The following is a 17894-nucleotide window of genomic DNA, read 5'->3' on the forward strand; positions in this document are numbered from 1 at the left end:
CGTCGATCGTCTCGACCAGGTTGCCGCGCGTGTCGTAGCGATAATATTCCCGCGGCGTCGCCATGGCCTGCGACAGCCCCACCGATACCGCCTCGCCCCATTTCGACGTCAGCCGGTTCGCCTTGTCATATTCGAACCAGCTGTCGCGCTGCTCGGCCAGGCCGTACGCCTCGATCCGGTGCACCACATTGCCGCGCGCGTCATATTCATAGCGGTTGCGCGAGAAGGCGGCGGTGACGACGTTGCCGCTCCCGTCCAGGATCGCCTGGACCCTTTCCTCGGCCAGCAGCCCGCGGCGGTCATAGCTATAGTCGGTGATCCCGCCCAGCTTGTTCACCAACCGGATCCGGTTGCCGAACGCGTCATAGCCGCTCGTCTCGATCCCGCCCTCGGCATCGGTGGCCGTCACCGCCCGGCCCAGCTTGTCATAGCCGAAGCTCGTCACCGCCGCGCCGCGCGTCACCGACGCCACTTCCCCGAACGCTGTGTAGCGCGTCGTCGTCGTGTAGTTCAGCGCATCGACCACCGACGTCACCCGACCCGCCTGGTCGTACTCGCTGTACGTGCTGAAACCCCGCGCGTTGATCGTGCGCGTCACTTCGCCGAACGCGTTGTATTCGAACACCGTCGGCGAGCCGTACGCATTCGCCTGGCGGATCACCCGCCCGGCATGGTCATATTCGAACGACGTCGTATGCGCGTTGGGATCGCTGACCGCGATCAGGTCGCCCAGGCCGTTATACGTATAGGTCGTGATCGCCTGCTCGGCCGTCCCGTGCGCCGCATATTCCGCCGCCTTCCGGCCCGCCGCGTCGTAGACATAATAGGTCCGGCTGTCGTCCTGACCACCCTCCGACAGAATGTCCCAGGCCAGCAAGCCGTTGGCGTAATAGTAATGGCGATGCCACAGCCCCGCATTGTTGGTGGTTAGGGTGAGACGACCACTCACATCATAATAGCTATTGGAGACCGTATAGTCGCCGCTCTGAGCGTTGCTGACGGTGGCGATCGTCCAGCCGTCATTGGCCGAGACGGCATTGTCCCAGCGCAGCGTCGCCGATACCCGTCCCTCCGCGTCATAGTCGGTGCGGGTCACATAGCCTTCCGCATCGATGGCGAAACGCAGCTCGCCGCGCGCGCTGTAATAATAGCGCGTGACGCGGTCGTTCGCGGTGGGATAGCTGGCGACCCAGCTGTCCATGTCGCCCTTGCTCGGCAGCGACGAAGTCGGCCGCAGCGTCGCATATTCGACCTTGCGGACCATCTGGCCCCGGCTGTCGTAGCTGTAGCCGACCACCGCGCCGCCGGCATCGATCGAATAGGCCAGCCGCGCGGCGCTGTCGTAGACTGCATAGCTGGTGCGATTGGCGGGATCGCTCGCCAGCGCGGCGACCGCGCTCTTCACGCTCGCATAGCTGTAGCTCGAGAGTGCGCCGATGGCGCCGGCATAGCGGGTCGTCTGCCGGACCGGCCCGAAAGCGCTCCACAGCCAGCTGCTATCCTCGTACACATATTCGGTGACGTGGTTCAGCGCGTCGATCGTGAAGCGCAGCAGGTCCTGCCCGTCATAGACATAGCGTGTCGAGCGGTCGTTCGCGCTGGTCCCGGCGCTGTCGATCAGGTTCTGCAGGGTGCCCGACGCACGCAGCGCCGCGCTCGTGATGTTGGCATAGGCGATCTCCTGCACCTTGCGCCCCGACCCGTCGTAGATCGTGCGGGTGAGATAGCCCTCGCCATCGAGTGCGCCGATCTTGCGACCGTCCTTGTCGTAGAAGATCCGCGCGACGCTGTCCTTGACGTCGCTTGCCGGCAGTACCAGGCCGGAGGGCGCCGCCGCCTGGAAGCCGGCAATCTGCCAGCCGGCAAGCCTGTTCGCGTAGCTGGTGGTCTTCACCAGCCGGCCGGACGCGTCATATTCATACGCCGTGACCGAGCCGTCGCCCTCGATCGCCTCGATCAGCCGCCCTTCCTTGTCGTAGACCGACCAGGTCCACAGGTCGGAGCCATTGGGATTGGGCCGGACCGACGCGATATCAACATTGGAATTGAGGTCGGCGATCTGCGCCATTCCGCTGGTCCAGAGCATATAATGCACGGTCGCGACCAGCCGGCCATTGGCGTCGTAGCGATACTCGGTGGTCTCGCCATTCTCGACGATATCGGCCACCTTCCGGCCGGCCTTGTCGTAGAGATAATAGAATTTCCGGCCCGTCGCGTCGGCCATCATCCGCAGCCGGCCATTCTTGTCATAACCATATTGCGCGGTGCCGCCCTCGACGAAGTCGCCACTCTCGGTGAAGCTGATCAGCTCGCCGGCCTTGTTGTAGGTCGAGGTCTGGACGAAGCCGTTCGCCAGCGTGATCACCGTCTGCGTCGCCGTATCGGCGAACACGATGCTCGTCGTCCCCCCGTTGACGTCGGTCTGCGAGACCAGCCGGTTCAGCCCGTCATAGACATAATATTGCGTGTTCTGCCCGGCCACGACCGAACTGAGCAGCCGCCCCGCGGAATCATAGGTGTAGTATTCGTGGGTGTAGCCGCCCCAGCCGTTGTACGAGGCATAGTTGTTGTTGGCCGAGCCACGCAGACGCTGGGTCAGGTTCCCCCGCGCATCGCGCAGCATGTACGTGACCTGCGAGCTCGCCGTGTCGCCGAGCCCCGCACACCAGCCGTCGAGCTGCGACTGGCTCGGCGCCTGGTTTGCGGCGAGACCGCTCAGATCGTAGCGATGGTCGGGGAACTCGCTGACGAAGTAGAGCTGGCCGTAGCCGTCATACCAGTTGCGGGTGACCTGCCCTTCGGCGGAGACCGTGTAGACCAGCCTATTGGCACTGTCATAGACATAGCGCGTAGTATGCGCGGCCGCCGCGCTGTCCTTGTCCGAGCCCGTGCGCGTCTCGGTCAGCAGCTGGTTCGTGGCGCTATAGGTCCGCGTGACCACGTTCCCCAGCCGGTCCGTCGCCGTCAGCTGGTTGCCGTTCGCGTCATAGGTATAGCTGGTCGTATTCCCCAGCCCGTCCGTCACGCTGGTGAGGTCGCCATTGGCGTTATAGCCGAACTGCACCGTCTGCGCCTGCGCCGTGCCATAGGCGGTAGTGATCTTGGTCAGCTGCCTGGCCTGGGCATCATATCCAGCCTGGCGCACGACATAGGGCGCGCCCGCAATGAGAGTCTGACCGACGCGAAAGCCACCGGGATAGTCGAAATAGAGATAGCTGCCGGAAACTTCCGCCCGGTCATAGGTGCGGACGATCTCGATACGCGTGGCCTGCGACGTCGAAAGCCCGTCGACGGTCCAGAGACCGCCCGCCGTCCGGCTGAGCGTACCCGGCCCGGAAATGATCCGCGCGGTGCTGTCGGCGGGCAGGCCCCAGCCGGAACTCTCTCCCCAGAGACCGAGCGTCTGCGAAGTGGCACCACCCGATACCGCCTGCAGGCTGATCGAATAGCTCATCCGGTCGCCGGCATTTACCCGCTGCCAGATCGCCGTCCCTGCCCAGCCACTGTCTGTCACGGTATATTGATAGGCCGGCGAGCCATCGAGCGTCCCGGCCGGGGCTCGGCTCACGCCCCCAATATACCAGCTCCCCCCGGTCATGGTGCCGGGATCGACCGCCGTCATGCTGCGCGTGAGCTCCGCATCGGCGACGACGAGCGACATGCCGGCACGGTAGCCGCCGGGATTGTCGACATAGATATAGGCCCCGCCGGTTTGGGCCTGCTTGAAGGTGCGGGTGATCTCGACCCGCGTGCCGGTCGTGCTCGAAAGACCTGACACACGCCATATGCCGCCCTCGAGCTGCTCGATCTGGCCGGGACCGGAAACGATCCGCGCCGAGGATATGTTGGCGCTACCCCAACCCTCCGCATCGCCATAGAGGCCGAGATCCTGGGTCGTGTAGACGCCCACGGCCTGCAGCGTGAGCCCGAAGGTTATGGTCTCGCCCGCGGCTGCGTTGATTCCGTGGGAGATGCCGGTCCAGTTCCCGGTTACCTGCACGGTGAATTGCGTGGCGGCATGGCCATCGATCGTCGCAGGCTGCCGGTCGACATTGCCGGAGCCCCAGACCTCGACCGGAGCCGCGAAATTGCCATTGGCATATTCGAGGCGCGTGACCGCGCCGGTCGGATCGGTGACGTCGGTATAGCCCGCGCTATAATAGAGCGTGGTGGTGCGCGTGACGCCGGCAGCAACCGTCTGCGCCAGGCTGATCACCCGGTTATACCCGTCATAGCTAATCGCGATATAGGATCCGTCGGTCTCGCTGATCGACGCGACCAGCTTCGAGCTGCCATGATAGGTGTAGCTCGTCGAATAGACGCTGCCCCCGCCCGTCAGCTCGATATCGACCCGGCTCAGCCGGTCATAGCCGTCATAATAATAGCGGGTCAGCGTGCCGTCGCCGGAATCCACCGCGCTGATATGGTTGCCGCTCCACGTATAGGTGAGCGTCTCGCCATTGGCGGTGGTGAGCGTCGTCAGCTTGTCGCCGGTATAGCCGAAGGTCAGGCTGTTGCCGCTGGTGTCGCTCTGCGACGTAATGCGCCAATAGCTGCCATAGGCCGCATAGCTCTCGGTGACCCGGCTGTCCCCGTCCGTCCAGGTCCAGCTCGCGCCATTGTAGCTCAGCCGGTCGAAGCTCCCCGCCCCGTCGGTCGCGACATAGCTCGTGCCGTCCCAGCCATAGCTGATCTCGCTGCCGTCCCCCGAGCGCCGCTTGATCGTGCTCCCCCAGCTGTTCAGCGTCCCCGTCAGCCCGAACACCCGCCGGTCCGTGCTCTGCAGCCAGTTGTCGCCATTGTCGTCGCTCTGGTTGCCCAGGCTGTTATAGGTCCGGCCCACCCCCGCATCCGGACCCCGCCCCACCAGGAACTCGTCCTGACGGTTGATCAGCAGATTGCCGTTCGCCGCGTTGAGGAACACCTGCTCGCCGCTGCGCCCGAAGCTCGCCGAGCCCAGCAACCCCGACCCGCCCAGCACGCTCCCCGATCCGCGCTCGAATCCCGTCCCGGCGCCCGTGAAGATCGCAACCATCCGTTCCCCCAAACATCAACCCGGACAGCACGACACGCCGCCCCTTCACATCCAAATCGGAGGAATCTCGCGATCGTTTAGCCTCGGCCCCAAAAAATCCCGGGCCCCAGGGATTCCGCGCACGCCGATCGCGCAACTGCGCCACGCGAATCGTGACCGGAAGATGCGATTGCGATAGATGCGTGCCGTGCCAGTGAATCGATCCGTTCTTCCCGTTGGTATTTCAGTCGGTGCGATCGTCGACCAGGCGCTGGACCTTGTTGCGTCCGGCGGCCTTGCCGAACTGACGCTGCGGCCGCTCGCAACCAGCCTCGGCGTCAGCGTACCGGTGATCTCGACGCGCATGGGCAGCAAGGAGCAGTTGCTCGAAGGCGTGACCCAGGCGGCGCATGCCAGCGATCTGGCGTTCTTCGGGAAATGGCGCGCCCTTGCGGACGCGGTTGGCGCTCCGGATACCGCCGCACGCGCCGCGATGGCGGAACTGGCCCTGCGCGAATGGGTGACCCGGGAACGGCGCCACGTCGTTCTGCTCATCGAATTGGTCCATGATCGGGCGTTGCGGCCCGATCGGCTGCCCGCGCTCGAGCATTGGCTCGACGATGCCGGCCGGTTCTGGGCCGAACTCATATTCGGGGATGCGGCGCTGGCCGATCTGGCACTCGGCTATGTGCTCGACGAGGCGGGCTTCTCGCTCGGCGCCGACGACAGCCCGAAATATGCGCTGCTGCGCTCCCTGTGCCTCCGGCGTTTTGCCGGCGGCATATTCCCCGGGGCGGATGCCGGGGAGAGCGGAACGATCGCTTCGCTGATCGGCTTGCTCGACGCCGATGTGCCGCCCACGACACAGGAAGGAGATGCGAAGCGCCAGCGGATCGCGGGCAGCGCCGCCGACCTGATCGTCTCGCAAGGCATAGAAAGCGTGACGCACCGTTCGGTCGCGCTGGCCGCAGGCGTGCCCGCTTCCACGGTCGTCTATCATTTCGGGGGGCGCCCGGCATTGGTCGTGGCGGGGCTCCACGCCGTCATCGCCCGTTTCCACAGCCGCCGGAGCGATATTCGCGCCGGGCATGACGGCGGGCAGCCGAACGACACCAGCATCCAGGACCTGGTCAAGGCGACGTCGATGATCGCGCTTGCCAGCGCCCGCGAGCCCAGCCTGTTGCCCCATGCGCTCGACATGCGGCGCCGGCGCGGCGAGAATTGGCGGGCGAGCGATATGGCGCCCATGGGGATCGGCATCGGAGCCGGCTTCGATCGCGCGGCTGCGCAGGTGCTGTCGATCGCCGCCTTCGGCATGGGAATGATCGGCATGGCGCGCAAGATACCCGATCGCACGCACTATATGCGCGCCTTCGCCGCCCTCGAAGCCTGGCGCATGCGATCGCCCCGCTGAGCGCGCGGAGTCATCGAAACGGCATAACCCGCTGATAGGCGCCGTGCCGGAGTGCGCGGGATGGCGGATCGGGAAACACTATCGCGCACGCGCCTCGTCGTGCTGTCGCTGCCCTCGCTGGCCTTTGCCGGCTACGACCTGGCCCGGCGGGTCTTCCTGGCGCCCTATCTCTCCGGCGAGCTCGGGCTCCAGGTGAGCGTCGTCGGCTGGCTGGTGCTGCTCGCCAACTTCGCGCCGATCCCGGCCGAGCTGCTCGCGGGATCGATGGGCGATCACGGATCGAGCCGGTTCGGGCGACGACGACTATGGATGATCCTGGGTACGGCCCTGGTGCTGATCGGCACCGCCGCGCTGCTCGCGCACGGCGCCGCGCCTTCGATCGCCTCGCTAGCGATCGCATTGGTCGCATCGGTGGTCGGCTGGGCATTGTGCAACGTCACGCATGGCGCCTGGGCGCTGGAAGCGGCGCGCGATGGCCAGGCCCGCGGACGGATATTCGGCACGCGAACCCTGTTCGGCATCGCCGGGGGCATCGGCTTCTCGGCGATCGGCGCGCTGCAGGTCCCCGCCTGGTCCTCGCCCTTCATGGCGATCATGATCTTCGTCGCCTGCGGGGCGCTGGTGCTGCATGCCGCACTCATCGCGCTGGTGCCGGATCGTGCGGCCACGCCGGGCAGGTGGCGGCTCGCCGGCCTGCTCGCCCCGCTGCGATTGCTGTTCGCCAATCGCGACAACCGCCGGCTGGCAGCGCTGTTCGCGCTCAATGGCGCGCATGCGGCGATCACCACGACAGGCTATTTCTACACGGTCAACGATGGCCTGGGGCTGCGCGGCTGGGCCCCGGCCGGGATCCTCGTCCAGACGATCTGTGCCGCCATCGGCATTCTGGCGGCGATGCGCATCGCCGCCAATCTGAGCCCGCACACATTGCTGCGGCTGACGCTCTGGGCGAATCTGGTTCTGGCGCTCGCCCTGCCGATGCTGCCGGCTGGTTCCCCGGCTGCGCTGATGCTGTGGACCATACCCTTCGGCCTGACCTCCGCGATCGATTTCATGGCCCTGCGGATGCTGCTGGGCGCACGGCTCGATGCCGCGGACGCACCCTCGGGGAAGCGCGCCGCGGCGCATTATGCCGGATTCCACCTGCCCTTCAATCTGTGCGGGGCCGCCGCTTCGGGCCTGTTGTTCACCGGCTATCGCACCCTGGGGTTCGATCCGCGCGCGATGCCCGCGCCTGAACAGACGTTCGCGCCGGTGCTGCTGGTCCCGAGTCTCGCCGCAGCGCTGATCACCCTGGCTTCACTGCGGATCCTGGCGAAGGAAGCAAATTCAACGCCCTGCACGAACCCTGGCGCATCAACTGAACAAATGTAATTTCCCTGTCATGCGAAAACCCTAGGGCGACCCTCGTATCCCGCCGAATCGGTGGTACTTCCAGGGGGATTGCGAATGAAGAACGACCTGCTTCGCGTGCTGATGGCCAGCGCGGCGACGATTGCGTGCGGCTTCGGTATGACTGAACAAGCGTATGCCCAGAACGATAGCGCTGCTCCCGTGCAGACATCGGAGGCGTCCGCGGACACCGGCCTTGCCGACATCGTCGTCACCGCGCAGCGCCGCCAGGAAAAGGCGCAATCGGTGCCGATCTCGATCACGTCGGTCAGCGGCCAGACGCTGGAGGACAGCGGCTTCACCTCGCTCACCGACCTGCAATATGTCGTGCCCGGCGTGCAATATGACCCCACGCAGGGCGCGGCCTTCCAGATCCGCGGCGTCGGCAGCACCTCGTTCGATTTCTCCAACGCCAAGTCGGTCAACGTCGTCGTCGACGACGTCGTAATGGACGCCCAGCGCGACAATGGCCTGATCGGCCTCACCGACATCCAGCGCGTCGATGTGCTGATGGGCCCGCAGGGCACGCTGTTCGGCAAGAATTCCACCTCGGGCGTGATCGCGATCACCACCAACAAGCCGGTGATCGGTCAATTCTCCGGCACTGCCTATGCCGCCTATGGCGAGCGCAACGACCGCAATGCCAACCTGACCCTCAACGTGCCGATCAGCGATCAGGCCGCACTTCGCCTGTCCGCCTTCGCGCTGGGCCAGGATGGCAAGGGCCGCTATGTCGTGCTCGACCGCAATCTGGGCCTGGTCAGCGAATGGGGCGTGCGCGGCAAGCTGCTGTTCCGGCCTGCCCCCGCGCTCGAACTGGTCCTTGCCGGCGAGTACACCCACCATATCGACACCGCCATCCGCGTGCCGGTGGGCGGCCCGGCCGGCTCGACCTATGCGCCCGCCGCCGCGCTCACCGCGGCGCAGATCGCCCTCGGCGTGATCCCGGGGCCGGAGAATGCCGACAGCGCCGATGGCTCGCTGGGCCACAACACCACGACCAACAAGGGCGGCTCGCTCCATGTGAACTACGAGATGGGCCGGCACACGCTGACGTCGATCACTGCCTATCGCGAAACGACGTTCGATAACGACACGCCCGCCGATCTGCTGCCCCGCAACATCTATGCCTTCATCCCGTTCAACTCGGGCCGGCTGAAGACGCACAAGTTCAGCGAGGAGATCCACTTCGCTTCGCCCGCGGGCGGGACGTTCGAATATCTGGTCGGCGCCTTCTACAACAAGCTGAACGCCAGGCAGACCCAGCTGCAATGGGGCACGCTCGGCGCGCCTTTGCTCTCGCCCGCCGGCGTTCCGTCGCCGACGCTCTACGCGTTGACCGGTGCATTCGATCCCATCACCAAGGCGATGCTGGGCAACGCCGTACTGTTCGACGCCGCCAACGAGACGGCGGCCGCGTTCGGCCAGGTCAAGATCACCCCGGCCCGCCAGTTCAGCGTGACCCTTGGCGGCCGCTACAATTATGACTGGAACCGCCAGACGATCGGCTACATCAATATCGATCCGGTTCCGATCACCGGCTATTCGCCCGTCTTCGTCGCCACCAGCTCCGGACCGACCGAGGCATTCCGATCGGGATCGAAAAAGGGTGGCCGCTTCACCTATCGCATCGCGCCGCAGTTCACGATCAGCCGCGACGTGATGCTCTATGCGAGCTATGCCACGGGCTACAAGCCGGGCGGCGTCGCCTTTGTCGGCAACCGCTACGATCCCTATAATCCGGAATCCGTGAAGAGCTGGGAAATCGGCCTGAAGAGCGAGTTGTTCGATCGCCGCGTGCGCTTCAACATCAATGCGTTCGCGTCGAAGTTCACCAATTTCCAGGCGACGATCCTGACTCCGGTGAGCACGGGTGTCGGCGGGTTCATCCTGGCCTCGGCGATCGGCAACGCGCCGGGCCTGCGCTCGCGCGGCGTCGAGGCGTCGCTGGCGATCAAGCCCGCGCGCCAGGTCACGCTCGGCGGCTCGGTGACCTACACCGACGCCGTGTTCACCGACTATGTCGCCAGCCCGACCGCCAACTATACCGGCACGCGCCTTACGAACGCGCCGGAATGGCAGGCGAGCGTCACCATGGACTATGCCGACGAGATCGGCGCGGGGCTGAACTTCAAGGCGCATCTCGACTATGGCTATCGCAGCCGCACCCAGACGGTGACGGGCGCGATGCTGGGCGATATCCTTGCCCCGCCGGTCAGCAACCCGGACGGCACCAAGACGCCCAATTCCACGTACTCGCTGATCCCGGGCTATGGCCTGCTCAACGGCCGGATCAGCCTGGCCAAGGTGGATGGCGCGGTCGAGTTCGGCGTCTATGCCCGCAATCTGCTGAACACCTATTATTCCACGGGGTGGCAGATCTACGGCCCGCTCGGCCTGCTCCATTACACCTCGCCGAACGCCTATCGGACGCTCGGCGCCTTCGCCAAGATCAACTTCTGACGCGCCTTCGCCCCTCCCGGCCATTCAGCCGGGAGGGATGCGCACGCCCCGATCCACCAAGGACACCCGACATGAAGAAATTCGCGACCGGCCTCGGCCTGATTGCCGCCTGCGCCGCCGGTGCAATCGCCACCTGCGGCGCCGCTCAGGAAGCGCCCCGCACCGACGAAGTGCGGCTCAACGAAATCCAGGTGATCGGCACCCACAACAGCTACGCGCAGGGCGTCGACCCGCAGCTGCTGGCGATGGTGGATGCCTTGCTCGGCCCGAAACTGGCCGCCTTCGCCAAGGCCATGCCAGAGAAGATGAAGGCGGACTGGCAGGAATATCACCCCAATTTTACCAGCATGAGCGAGGGGCTGAACTATCGCTACACCACGCTGACGGACCAGCTCGACGCCGGGATGCGCAGCCTCGAGATCGATATCAACAACGATCCCCAGGGTGGCCGCTACGCGCGGCCCGCGGGTCTTGCGGCGCTGCGTGCCAAGGGCGTGAAGGACAGCCAGATGCTGCCCTATGACGCCACCGACATGGAAAAGCCGGGCCTCAAGGTGTTCCATGTCGCCGATCTCGACGTGCGCTCCAGCTGCAACCTGTTCACGCGCTGCCTGAAGCAGCTTCGCGCCTGGTCGGATGCCCATCCGGACCATGCCCCGATCTTCATCCTGGTCGAGGCGAAGAGCGATGCCCTGCCGATATTCCCCAACGCGACGCCGCCGCTTGCCTTCGATCGCGCCGCGTTCGACGAGATGGACCAGTCGATCTTCCGCGAGATCGGCCGCGACAAGCTGGTGATCCCCGACGATGTCCGCGGGCACCATCCCACCCTCGAAGCCGGCGTGCTGGCCCATAACTGGCCCACGCTCGCCAAGTCGCGCGGCAAGTTCGTCTTCCTGCTGCTGACCGCGATGGATCCCAAGGCGCTGGCCGCCTACCATGCCGGGCGCGAGAATCTGGAGGGTCGCGCGGCGTTCCTGCGTGCCACGCCGGGGCAGAGCTATGCCGCGTTCCTTCTGCTCGACAATGCCGATGTCCGCGCCCGGGAAATCCCCGAACGCGTGAAGCAGGGATATCTCGTCCGCGCCCGCGCCGATATCGAGACCTACGAGGCCAAGGTGGACGACCCGGGTCGCGCCAACCGGGCCTTTGCCAGCGGCGCCCAGATCGTCTCGACCGACTTCTACAAGCCGGGCAACGCCTATGGGACCAATTATGTCGTGCGGCTGCCGGGCGGCGGCGAGGCGCGCTGCAATCCGGTCAACGCACCCAAGGCCTGCCGGCTGCAACGCTGACCGGTGATCGAATGAAGAGCGAAGCATCCGCTCCCGAGCGGGAGCGGATGTACGGCACCGGCCCGTGAACGGCCATTGTCGGGGCGCGCGCCTGCCCGGCTGCTCGCGCCGAACCCGGCTCGGCGGCGCGGCGCCCTTGCGAAAGGTGCGGCATGAAGGCCCTTCGCAGCCGGCCGTCGCGCATCGGCATTTGATCGATTGGCTGGGGCGGAAGGATTCGAACCTTCGGTACACGGTACCAAAAACCGTTGCCTTACCACTTGGCTACGCCCCAGCGGGAAGCGCGCTTATAGGGACTTAGGGCAGCCGTTCAACCCAGCCATGCGGGTCCGGCGCGGTTCCGCGCTGAATGCCGCCCAATTCCCCCCTGAGCTTCTCGGTAAGGATGCCCGGTCCGCCGTTTCCGATCATGAACTCATAGCCGCGGCCACGCACCTTGCCGATCGGCGTGAGCACCGCGGCCGTGCCGCAGGCAAAGGCTTCGCGCAGCTTGCCGCTCTGGGCATCGGCCTTCCACTGGTCGATCGAATAGCGCTCCTCGCGCACTTCGATTCCCTGCGACCGTGCCAGGGTGATCAGCGAATCGCGGGTGATGCCGGGCAGGATCGTGCCGCCCAGCGGCGGCGTGACGATCGAGCCGTCGTCCATCACGAACATCACGTTCATGCCGCCCAGCTCCTCGACATAGCGGTTCTCGACCGCATCGAGGAACACCACCTGGTCGCAACCCTGGTCGATCGCTTCCTTCTGCGCGACCAGGCTGGCCGCGTAATTGCCGCCGCACTTGGCCGCACCGGTCCCGCCGGGGGCCGCGCGCGTATAATGTTCCGAGACCCACAGGGTCACCGACGGCGCGCCGCCCTTGAAATAGGCGCCCGCCGGCGAGGCGATCACCATGTAGAGATATTCGCTGGCCGGCTTCACCCCCAGGAACACTTCGCTCGCGAACATGAACGGACGCAGATAGAGCGAGCCGCCCTCGATCTCCGGGATCCATTTCTGGTCGATGCGGACGAGCTCGCGGATCGAGTCCAGGAACAGCGCGTCCGGCAGCGGCGCCATCGCCATCCGCTCGGCGGATTCGCGGAAGCGGCGGGCATTCTCGTCCGCACGGAACAGCGACACGCCGCCATCGGGCAGGCGATAGGCCTTCAGCCCCTCGAAGATCTCCTGCGCATAATGGAGCACCGCGGTCGCCGGATCGACCTGGATCGGGCCGCGCGGCAGGATCTTCGCATCGTGCCAGCCCTTGTCGGCGCTGTACTTGATCACCGCCATGTGATCGGTGAACACCTTGCCGAAACCCGGATTGGCGAGCACCGCCGCACGGTCGCCGTCGCTGACCGGATTGGGATGCGCCTCGAACTCGAAATCCAGGGTGGTGGTGTCTTGCATAGCACTCGCCTTCGACTCTGCCGGACCGGCTTGCAGCGGGTTAGGCGCGGTGGCAGAAAGCGTCAACATGGCTGCCCCAATTCCTGCCTCCCCGCTGTTCCTGCGCGAGCCCGAGATCCGGCGTGGCGTGGAGCTGCTCTACTTCGGCTATGCCCATCTGACGCGTTCGATCGACGCGGGGCTGGCGGCACAGGGCCTGGGCCGCGCGCATCATCGCGCGCTCTATTTCATCGCCCGCAAGCCGGACCTGACGGTGAGCGAGCTGCTGGCGATCCTGGCGATCACGAAGCAGTCGCTCGGCCGGGTGCTGACCGAACTGGCCGATCGCGGCTTCGTCGAGACCCGCACCGGCGATCGCGACCGGCGCCAGCGCCTGTTGCGGCTCACCCCCGCGGGGGCGAAGCTGGAAGGCGAGCTGTTCGATGCGCTGCGCGAGAAGATGGCCAACGCCTATTCGAGTGCCGGACAGGGCGCGGTGGGCGGCTTCTGGGCAGTGCTCGAAGGGCTGGTGCCCGAGGAAGAGCGCCAGCGGGTGGCGGCGCTGGGCCGCTGAACCGCACGAGCTGCACGAGGCCGCGCGCCGGCCGCGGCCACTTCCTCACCGCCGCCCCGGACCTGCTCGGGGCGGATCCCGCTTGGACAATATCGGTCCTCCATCCAGGACGGCCGGCGCGCGCTTGCAGTCGCCTCATCAATATAGCATGATATATATCTTGCTATATTGATGAGGCCCGAACGATGGCGGACGTGCTCGAAGATCTCGGCGACCTGTTTCTCGGAAGCCGCCTGAAGCGCCTCGCCGAACGCCTGCAGGCGGGCGCGGGGCGCGTCCTGCGCGACGTGGGACTGCCGATCCAGCCGGCACAGTTCCCGATGCTCGCGGCGATCGATCGCTATGGCCCGCTCACGGTCGGACAAGCAGTGGAGGCGCTGGGCGTCAGCCAACCCGTCGTCACGCGCACGCTTGCGGGACTGGTCGAGATGGGGCTGGTGGAGACGACCCGCGACGAAGCCGATCTTCGCCAGAAGACGATCCGCCTGTCGAGCGCCGGCGAAGCGATGATGGCACGGGCCAAGCCGATGATATGGCCGCGCGTGGATGCGGCCGTGAAACAGCTCTGCGCAGACCTGAACGGGTCGTTCCTCGACCAGGTGGGCCAGATCGAGACGGCGCTCGACCGGCAGTCTCTGGATGCCCGCGTGCGGGACATCCCGCAGGGGCTGAATATCCGGCCCTATTCGGACGATCTCGCCGAGGCTTTCCACCGCATCAATGCCGAATGGGTCCAGGCGATGTTCACCCTGGAGGAGAATGACGTCCAGATCCTCACCCGCCCGCGCGAGTTGATCATCGACCGCGGCGGCGAGATCCTGTTCGTCGAGACGCCCGATTCCGGAGTGGTCGGCACCTGTGCGCTGATCAAGATCGAAGAGGGCGTCTTCGAACTGACCAAGATGGGTGTCAGCGAGGCGGCGCGCGGCCGCAAGGCCGGCGAATTCCTCCTTGCCGCGACGCTCGATCGCGCCCGCGAGATCGGCATGGAGCGCCTCTATCTGCTGACCAACCGCAAATGCGCGGCTGCCATCCATCTCTACGAGAAGCTGGGCTTCGAGCATTCGGGGGAGATCATGCGGCTATATGGCGGCCGGTATGCCCGTTGCGACGTCGCCATGGAATATCGCTGGTAGCGCGGAGCGGCGCTGCCCGTATCGCCACAGTTACGGAGCTTCCCCGCGCCCGCTACCCTGCTGGCTCATCGGCTTGGATTTGCCTCTGTCCGTCACTGCCCAAGGTCCGGGAGCATCTGCTCCCGTCCGAACCCGGATCAGCTTCGCCGCGAACGCGGCGGGCACCTTTGGCATGTGAGATCAAGACAAGCTATGCCGGACGACAAGTTCGAGCTCGTCGCCTGCGCGCGTGATGGAAGCATCGCGTCGTCGTGCGAGCGGACGCCCCCCAGCCTTACGCCACCTTGAACCCTTCCCGGTTCATCGCCAGCGTCAGCGCCTTGTTCTTCTCGTCGCTCAGCTGGGCGCGCAGCATCGGGAACAGGCGCAGTTCCTCTTCCTCCATATGCGCCTCGATCTCGGCGCGGAACCGGCGGACCTTGGCGATCCAGTCGGGCGAAGCCGTGGGCATATTCTCCAGTTCGTAGAGATGCTGCTTCACATAGCCATGCTCCTTGGTGAGCTGATCGGCGGCATCTCTCTGCCCGGCCTCGCGCAGCGCCGGATAGATCACATTCTCCTCCTCCACCGCATGTTTCATCAGCGCATGTTTCAGATGCGCGAGCAGCAGGTTGCGCCGGGTGGAGGAATGCTCGTCCGTGGCCTCGATCTGGCCGAACACCTTGCGCACCGCCTCGTGCTCGGTGGCGAGCGCCTCGTCCCAATTGCCGGCGAGCAGGCTGGGCGCCTGCACCACGGCCTTGCGCCCGAGCAGCGCCAGCATGCCCAGCGCCATGCCGCCAGCGGCGGCGCCGGCGATCACGCCGAGATTGTGGGTGGTGCTCGTCCGCTTCGATCCGGTGAAGCGGCCCTTGCTGTCGCGCGTGGCGGTGGTGGTCGTCATGGCCCTCGACTCCGATGTTACGCCGTCGCCGCAACAACGAAGGGAGGCTATGCGCGTTCCGGTCAGCGCCGGGCCGCGGCGGCCATTTCGGCACTGCGACGCGCCGATGCGCCGAGCGTGGCGCGCAGCAGCGCCGCGAGCGCGTCGTCCGCGTCGAGCACGTCGAGCCCCTTGCGCGTGGTTCCGCCCGGGCTGGCGACCTGCTCCACGAGCGCCGAGGGCGGCAGCTCGGCCTGGGCGGCGAGCAGCCCCGCCCCCTCCACCGTGGCAACGGCGAGCCGCAGCGCCTGCTCTTCGCCGAACCCGATCGACACCCCGCCCGCCGCAAGCGCATCGATGAAGCGATAGACAAAGGCCGGCCCGCAGCCGGCGAGCACGCCGAGCCGGTCCAGCCCCGCCTCGTCGCCCCATTCGACCAGCCCGAGCGGCCGCATCAGCGCGTCGACCGGCGCGCTGTGATCGCCGGCCAGCCCGACCACGCCCTTGCCGATCGCGACCGGCAAATTGGGCATCGCGCGGACGATGCCCCCTGCCCGGAACCGGCCCGCAAGCGAAGCCAGCTCGACGCCGGCGAGGATGGAAATGAGCAGCGGCACCCTGGCGATGCGCGCGCCGTGCGCCTCGGCCACCGCATCGATCTGCTGCGGCTTCATGCCGAGCATCACGGCATCGGGCAGCGGACCGTCGGGGAAGGCCCTGCCCTGGCGCACGCCCTGGGGCAGCGCGCGGTCCTGGCGGTTGACGACGAAGACCCGCGCGGGGTCCACCGTTCCCGCATCGATCCAGCGGCGGAGCATCGCGCCCGCCATGTTACCGCAGCCGACCAGCCAGAGGCTGGCCGGGGGCACCGCGCTCACGCCTCGCCCTGCGTTTCGATGAGCGCGGAGGCCAGCGCGTCCTGCGGGGTCTTGCCGCCCCACAGCACGAACTGGAACACGGGGTAGAAGCGCTCGCATTCGTCGATCGCGCTCTCCACCAGCAGCTCGGCCTGGGCCAGGCTGAGCGTCGGCTCCTCGCCGTCGATCAGCGCGGCGTGGCGGAACAACAGGATGCCGCTCTGCGACCAGAGCTCGAAATGGCCGATCCAGAGCTGCTCGTTGACCAGGCCGATCGTCTCGTAGACCGCCATGCGGCGCTCGTCGGCCACGCGGATGTCCGGAAAGGCGAGGAACTGGAGCACGCCATCGTCCTCGCGCCAGATCGCGCGCAGCTCATACTCCGTCCAGCTGCCCTTCACCTTCGCCACGATCTCGTCTTCTTCGCGGCTGTGCGTCCAGCCATGCGCGGCGAAATAACTTTCGAGCATGTCGATAGGGGCTGCGTCGTCGCGGTCGAATTCCGCTTCGTCGAGCATCAGTTTCTCCACTGGGGCCGGATTGCTTGGGCAGAATCTGCCAACCGCATCGGGCCCGCACAAGCGCGGGGTTCACAACCCTGCGCAAAAGCTGTGGACAAGGTGTTTATGCTTGTCCTGCCGGCTTTTTAGGCGATTTCGGCGCCTTGGGCGCGGCCGCCGGCTTGGCAGCGCCGCCCAGCTGTGCCTCGAGCGCGGCGAGGCGCGCCTGGAGCGCCTCGTTCTCGTCGCGCGCGGCCACGGCCATGGCCTTCACCGCTTCGAATTCCTCGCGGGAAACAAAGTCCATCCCGCCGATCCATTCGCGGGCGCGCTCGCGCGCGGCGCCTTCGGTCTCGCGGGCGACGCCGGCCAGCGTGCCCGCCGCGCCGTTCACGAACTTCACGAAATCGTCGAACAGGCGGTTGTCGGTCTGCATTTCAAATTCCTCGCGCGATCACTTGATCTGTATTTCGTCAGCCGGACGCGCGGATACAAGGCTTCCCGCGTCCGGATTGAGCTGGTGGATCTGATAGAGGAGCATGCCGGCGAACGCGATCCAGGCGAGATACGGGATCAGCAGCACCGCGGCGAAGGCGCGGATGCGGGCGAAGAGCACGAAGGTGATCAGCGCGAGCAGGAACAGCGCGCCGAGGATCGCCAGCGCCGGCACCACCTGGTGCATCCCGAAAAAGACCGGCGACCAGACGAGGTTCGCCACCATCTGCACCGCGAAGACGACCAGCGCGGGCCCGCGCAGCGTCGACCCGCGCGCATTGATGATCATCGCCAGCGCCAGCCCCATCAATATGTAGAGCGCGGTCCAAGCGACCGGGAAAACCCATTCCTCCGGCATGATCGCGGGCTTCGCCAGCCGGGCGAACCACGGGTTGGCGCTGCCCGACGGCGCCAGGCGCGCCGAGGTGAAGCCGAGCAGCAGAATGAACGGCACCGTGACCACGGCCCATCGCAGATAGGCGAGCCTCAGCTGCCCCTTCGATGCGATTTCCCTCAAC

At 66.3% G+C, this 17894-nt stretch carries 13 protein-coding genes and 1 tRNA gene; 6 read left to right on the forward strand and 8 right to left on the reverse strand.

The window, feature by feature from the left end; translation table 11 throughout:
- A partial coding sequence (locus BGP17_RS19750) for an RHS repeat domain-containing protein (protein ID WP_286713317.1) occupies positions 1–5035 on the reverse strand: 5035 nt, incomplete at its 3' end.
- Positions 5036–5228: 193 nt separating this feature from the next.
- Between BGP17_RS19750 and BGP17_RS19755 the strand changes: the two genes are divergently transcribed.
- The 4 genes from BGP17_RS19755 (at position 5229) to BGP17_RS19770 (ending at position 11578) form a co-directional block, all read left to right on the forward strand.
- Positions 5229–6428, forward strand: coding sequence for a TetR/AcrR family transcriptional regulator (locus BGP17_RS19755; RefSeq protein WP_286713318.1), 1200 nt, complete (start codon positions 5229–5231; stop codon positions 6426–6428).
- A 60-nt stretch (positions 6429–6488) separates the two neighbouring features.
- A complete protein-coding gene (locus BGP17_RS19760) occupies positions 6489–7802 on the forward strand; it encodes an MFS transporter (RefSeq protein ID WP_286713319.1) in 1314 nt (437 codons plus the stop codon).
- Between the two features lie 75 nt (positions 7803–7877).
- Entirely contained in the window at positions 7878–10283 is a 2406-nt protein-coding gene (locus BGP17_RS19765; protein ID WP_286713320.1) for a TonB-dependent receptor, read from the forward strand.
- A gap of 71 nt (positions 10284–10354) precedes the next feature.
- Positions 10355–11578, forward strand: a complete 1224-nt coding sequence (locus BGP17_RS19770; protein ID WP_286713321.1) for a Ca2+-dependent phosphoinositide-specific phospholipase C — start codon at positions 10355–10357, stop codon at positions 11576–11578.
- A gap of 199 nt (positions 11579–11777) precedes the next feature.
- On the opposite strand, the gene BGP17_RS19775 is transcribed toward BGP17_RS19770, so the two are convergent.
- A tRNA-Gln gene (locus tag BGP17_RS19775) sits at positions 11778–11852 on the reverse strand.
- 23 nt (positions 11853–11875) lie between these two features.
- Complete coding sequence (locus BGP17_RS19780; RefSeq protein ID WP_167300994.1) at positions 11876–12973, reverse strand: branched-chain amino acid aminotransferase; 1098 nt, start codon at positions 12971–12973, stop codon at positions 11876–11878.
- Between the two features lie 67 nt (positions 12974–13040).
- On the opposite strand from BGP17_RS19780, the gene BGP17_RS19785 reads away from it, so the two are divergent.
- The gene (locus BGP17_RS19785; RefSeq protein ID WP_167300995.1) at positions 13041–13526 is read left to right on the forward strand and encodes a MarR family transcriptional regulator; all 486 of its coding nucleotides are present in this window, start codon (positions 13041–13043) and stop codon (positions 13524–13526) included.
- 185 nt (positions 13527–13711) lie between these two features.
- Positions 13712–14662, forward strand: a complete 951-nt coding sequence (locus BGP17_RS19790) for a bifunctional helix-turn-helix transcriptional regulator/GNAT family N-acetyltransferase (protein ID WP_167300996.1) — start codon at positions 13712–13714, stop codon at positions 14660–14662.
- A 274-nt stretch (positions 14663–14936) separates the two neighbouring features.
- On the opposite strand, the gene BGP17_RS19795 is transcribed toward BGP17_RS19790, so the two are convergent.
- The 5 genes from BGP17_RS19795 to BGP17_RS19815 all read right to left on the reverse strand — a co-directional run bounded on the left by BGP17_RS19795 (position 14937) and on the right by BGP17_RS19815 (position 17893).
- Positions 14937–15545, reverse strand: coding sequence for a hemerythrin domain-containing protein (locus BGP17_RS19795; protein ID WP_167300997.1), 609 nt, complete (start codon positions 15543–15545; stop codon positions 14937–14939).
- 62 nt (positions 15546–15607) lie between these two features.
- Positions 15608–16402: a pyrroline-5-carboxylate reductase family protein gene (locus BGP17_RS19800; protein ID WP_286713323.1), complete on the reverse strand. Its 795-nt coding sequence runs from the start codon at positions 16400–16402 to the stop codon at positions 15608–15610.
- Positions 16399–16902 (reverse strand): type III secretion system chaperone family protein, encoded by a 504-nt coding sequence (locus BGP17_RS19805; protein WP_455431369.1) that lies wholly within the window; start codon positions 16900–16902, stop codon positions 16399–16401. Before BGP17_RS19805 ends, BGP17_RS19800 begins: the two co-directional genes overlap by 4 nt.
- Positions 16903–17005: 103 nt before the next feature.
- Positions 17006–17317, reverse strand: a complete 312-nt coding sequence (locus BGP17_RS19810) for an accessory factor UbiK family protein (protein WP_167300998.1) — start codon at positions 17315–17317, stop codon at positions 17006–17008.
- A gap of 18 nt (positions 17318–17335) precedes the next feature.
- Entirely contained in the window at positions 17336–17893 is a 558-nt protein-coding gene (locus tag BGP17_RS19815; RefSeq protein ID WP_167300999.1) for a TspO/MBR family protein, read from the reverse strand.
- Between the last annotated feature and the right edge of the window lies 1 nt (position 17894).

Origin of the sequence: Sphingomonas sp. 67-41 (assembly GCF_001899725.1) — a bacterium.
GTDB classification, from domain to species: domain Bacteria; phylum Pseudomonadota; class Alphaproteobacteria; order Sphingomonadales; family Sphingomonadaceae; genus Sphingomonas; species Sphingomonas leidyi.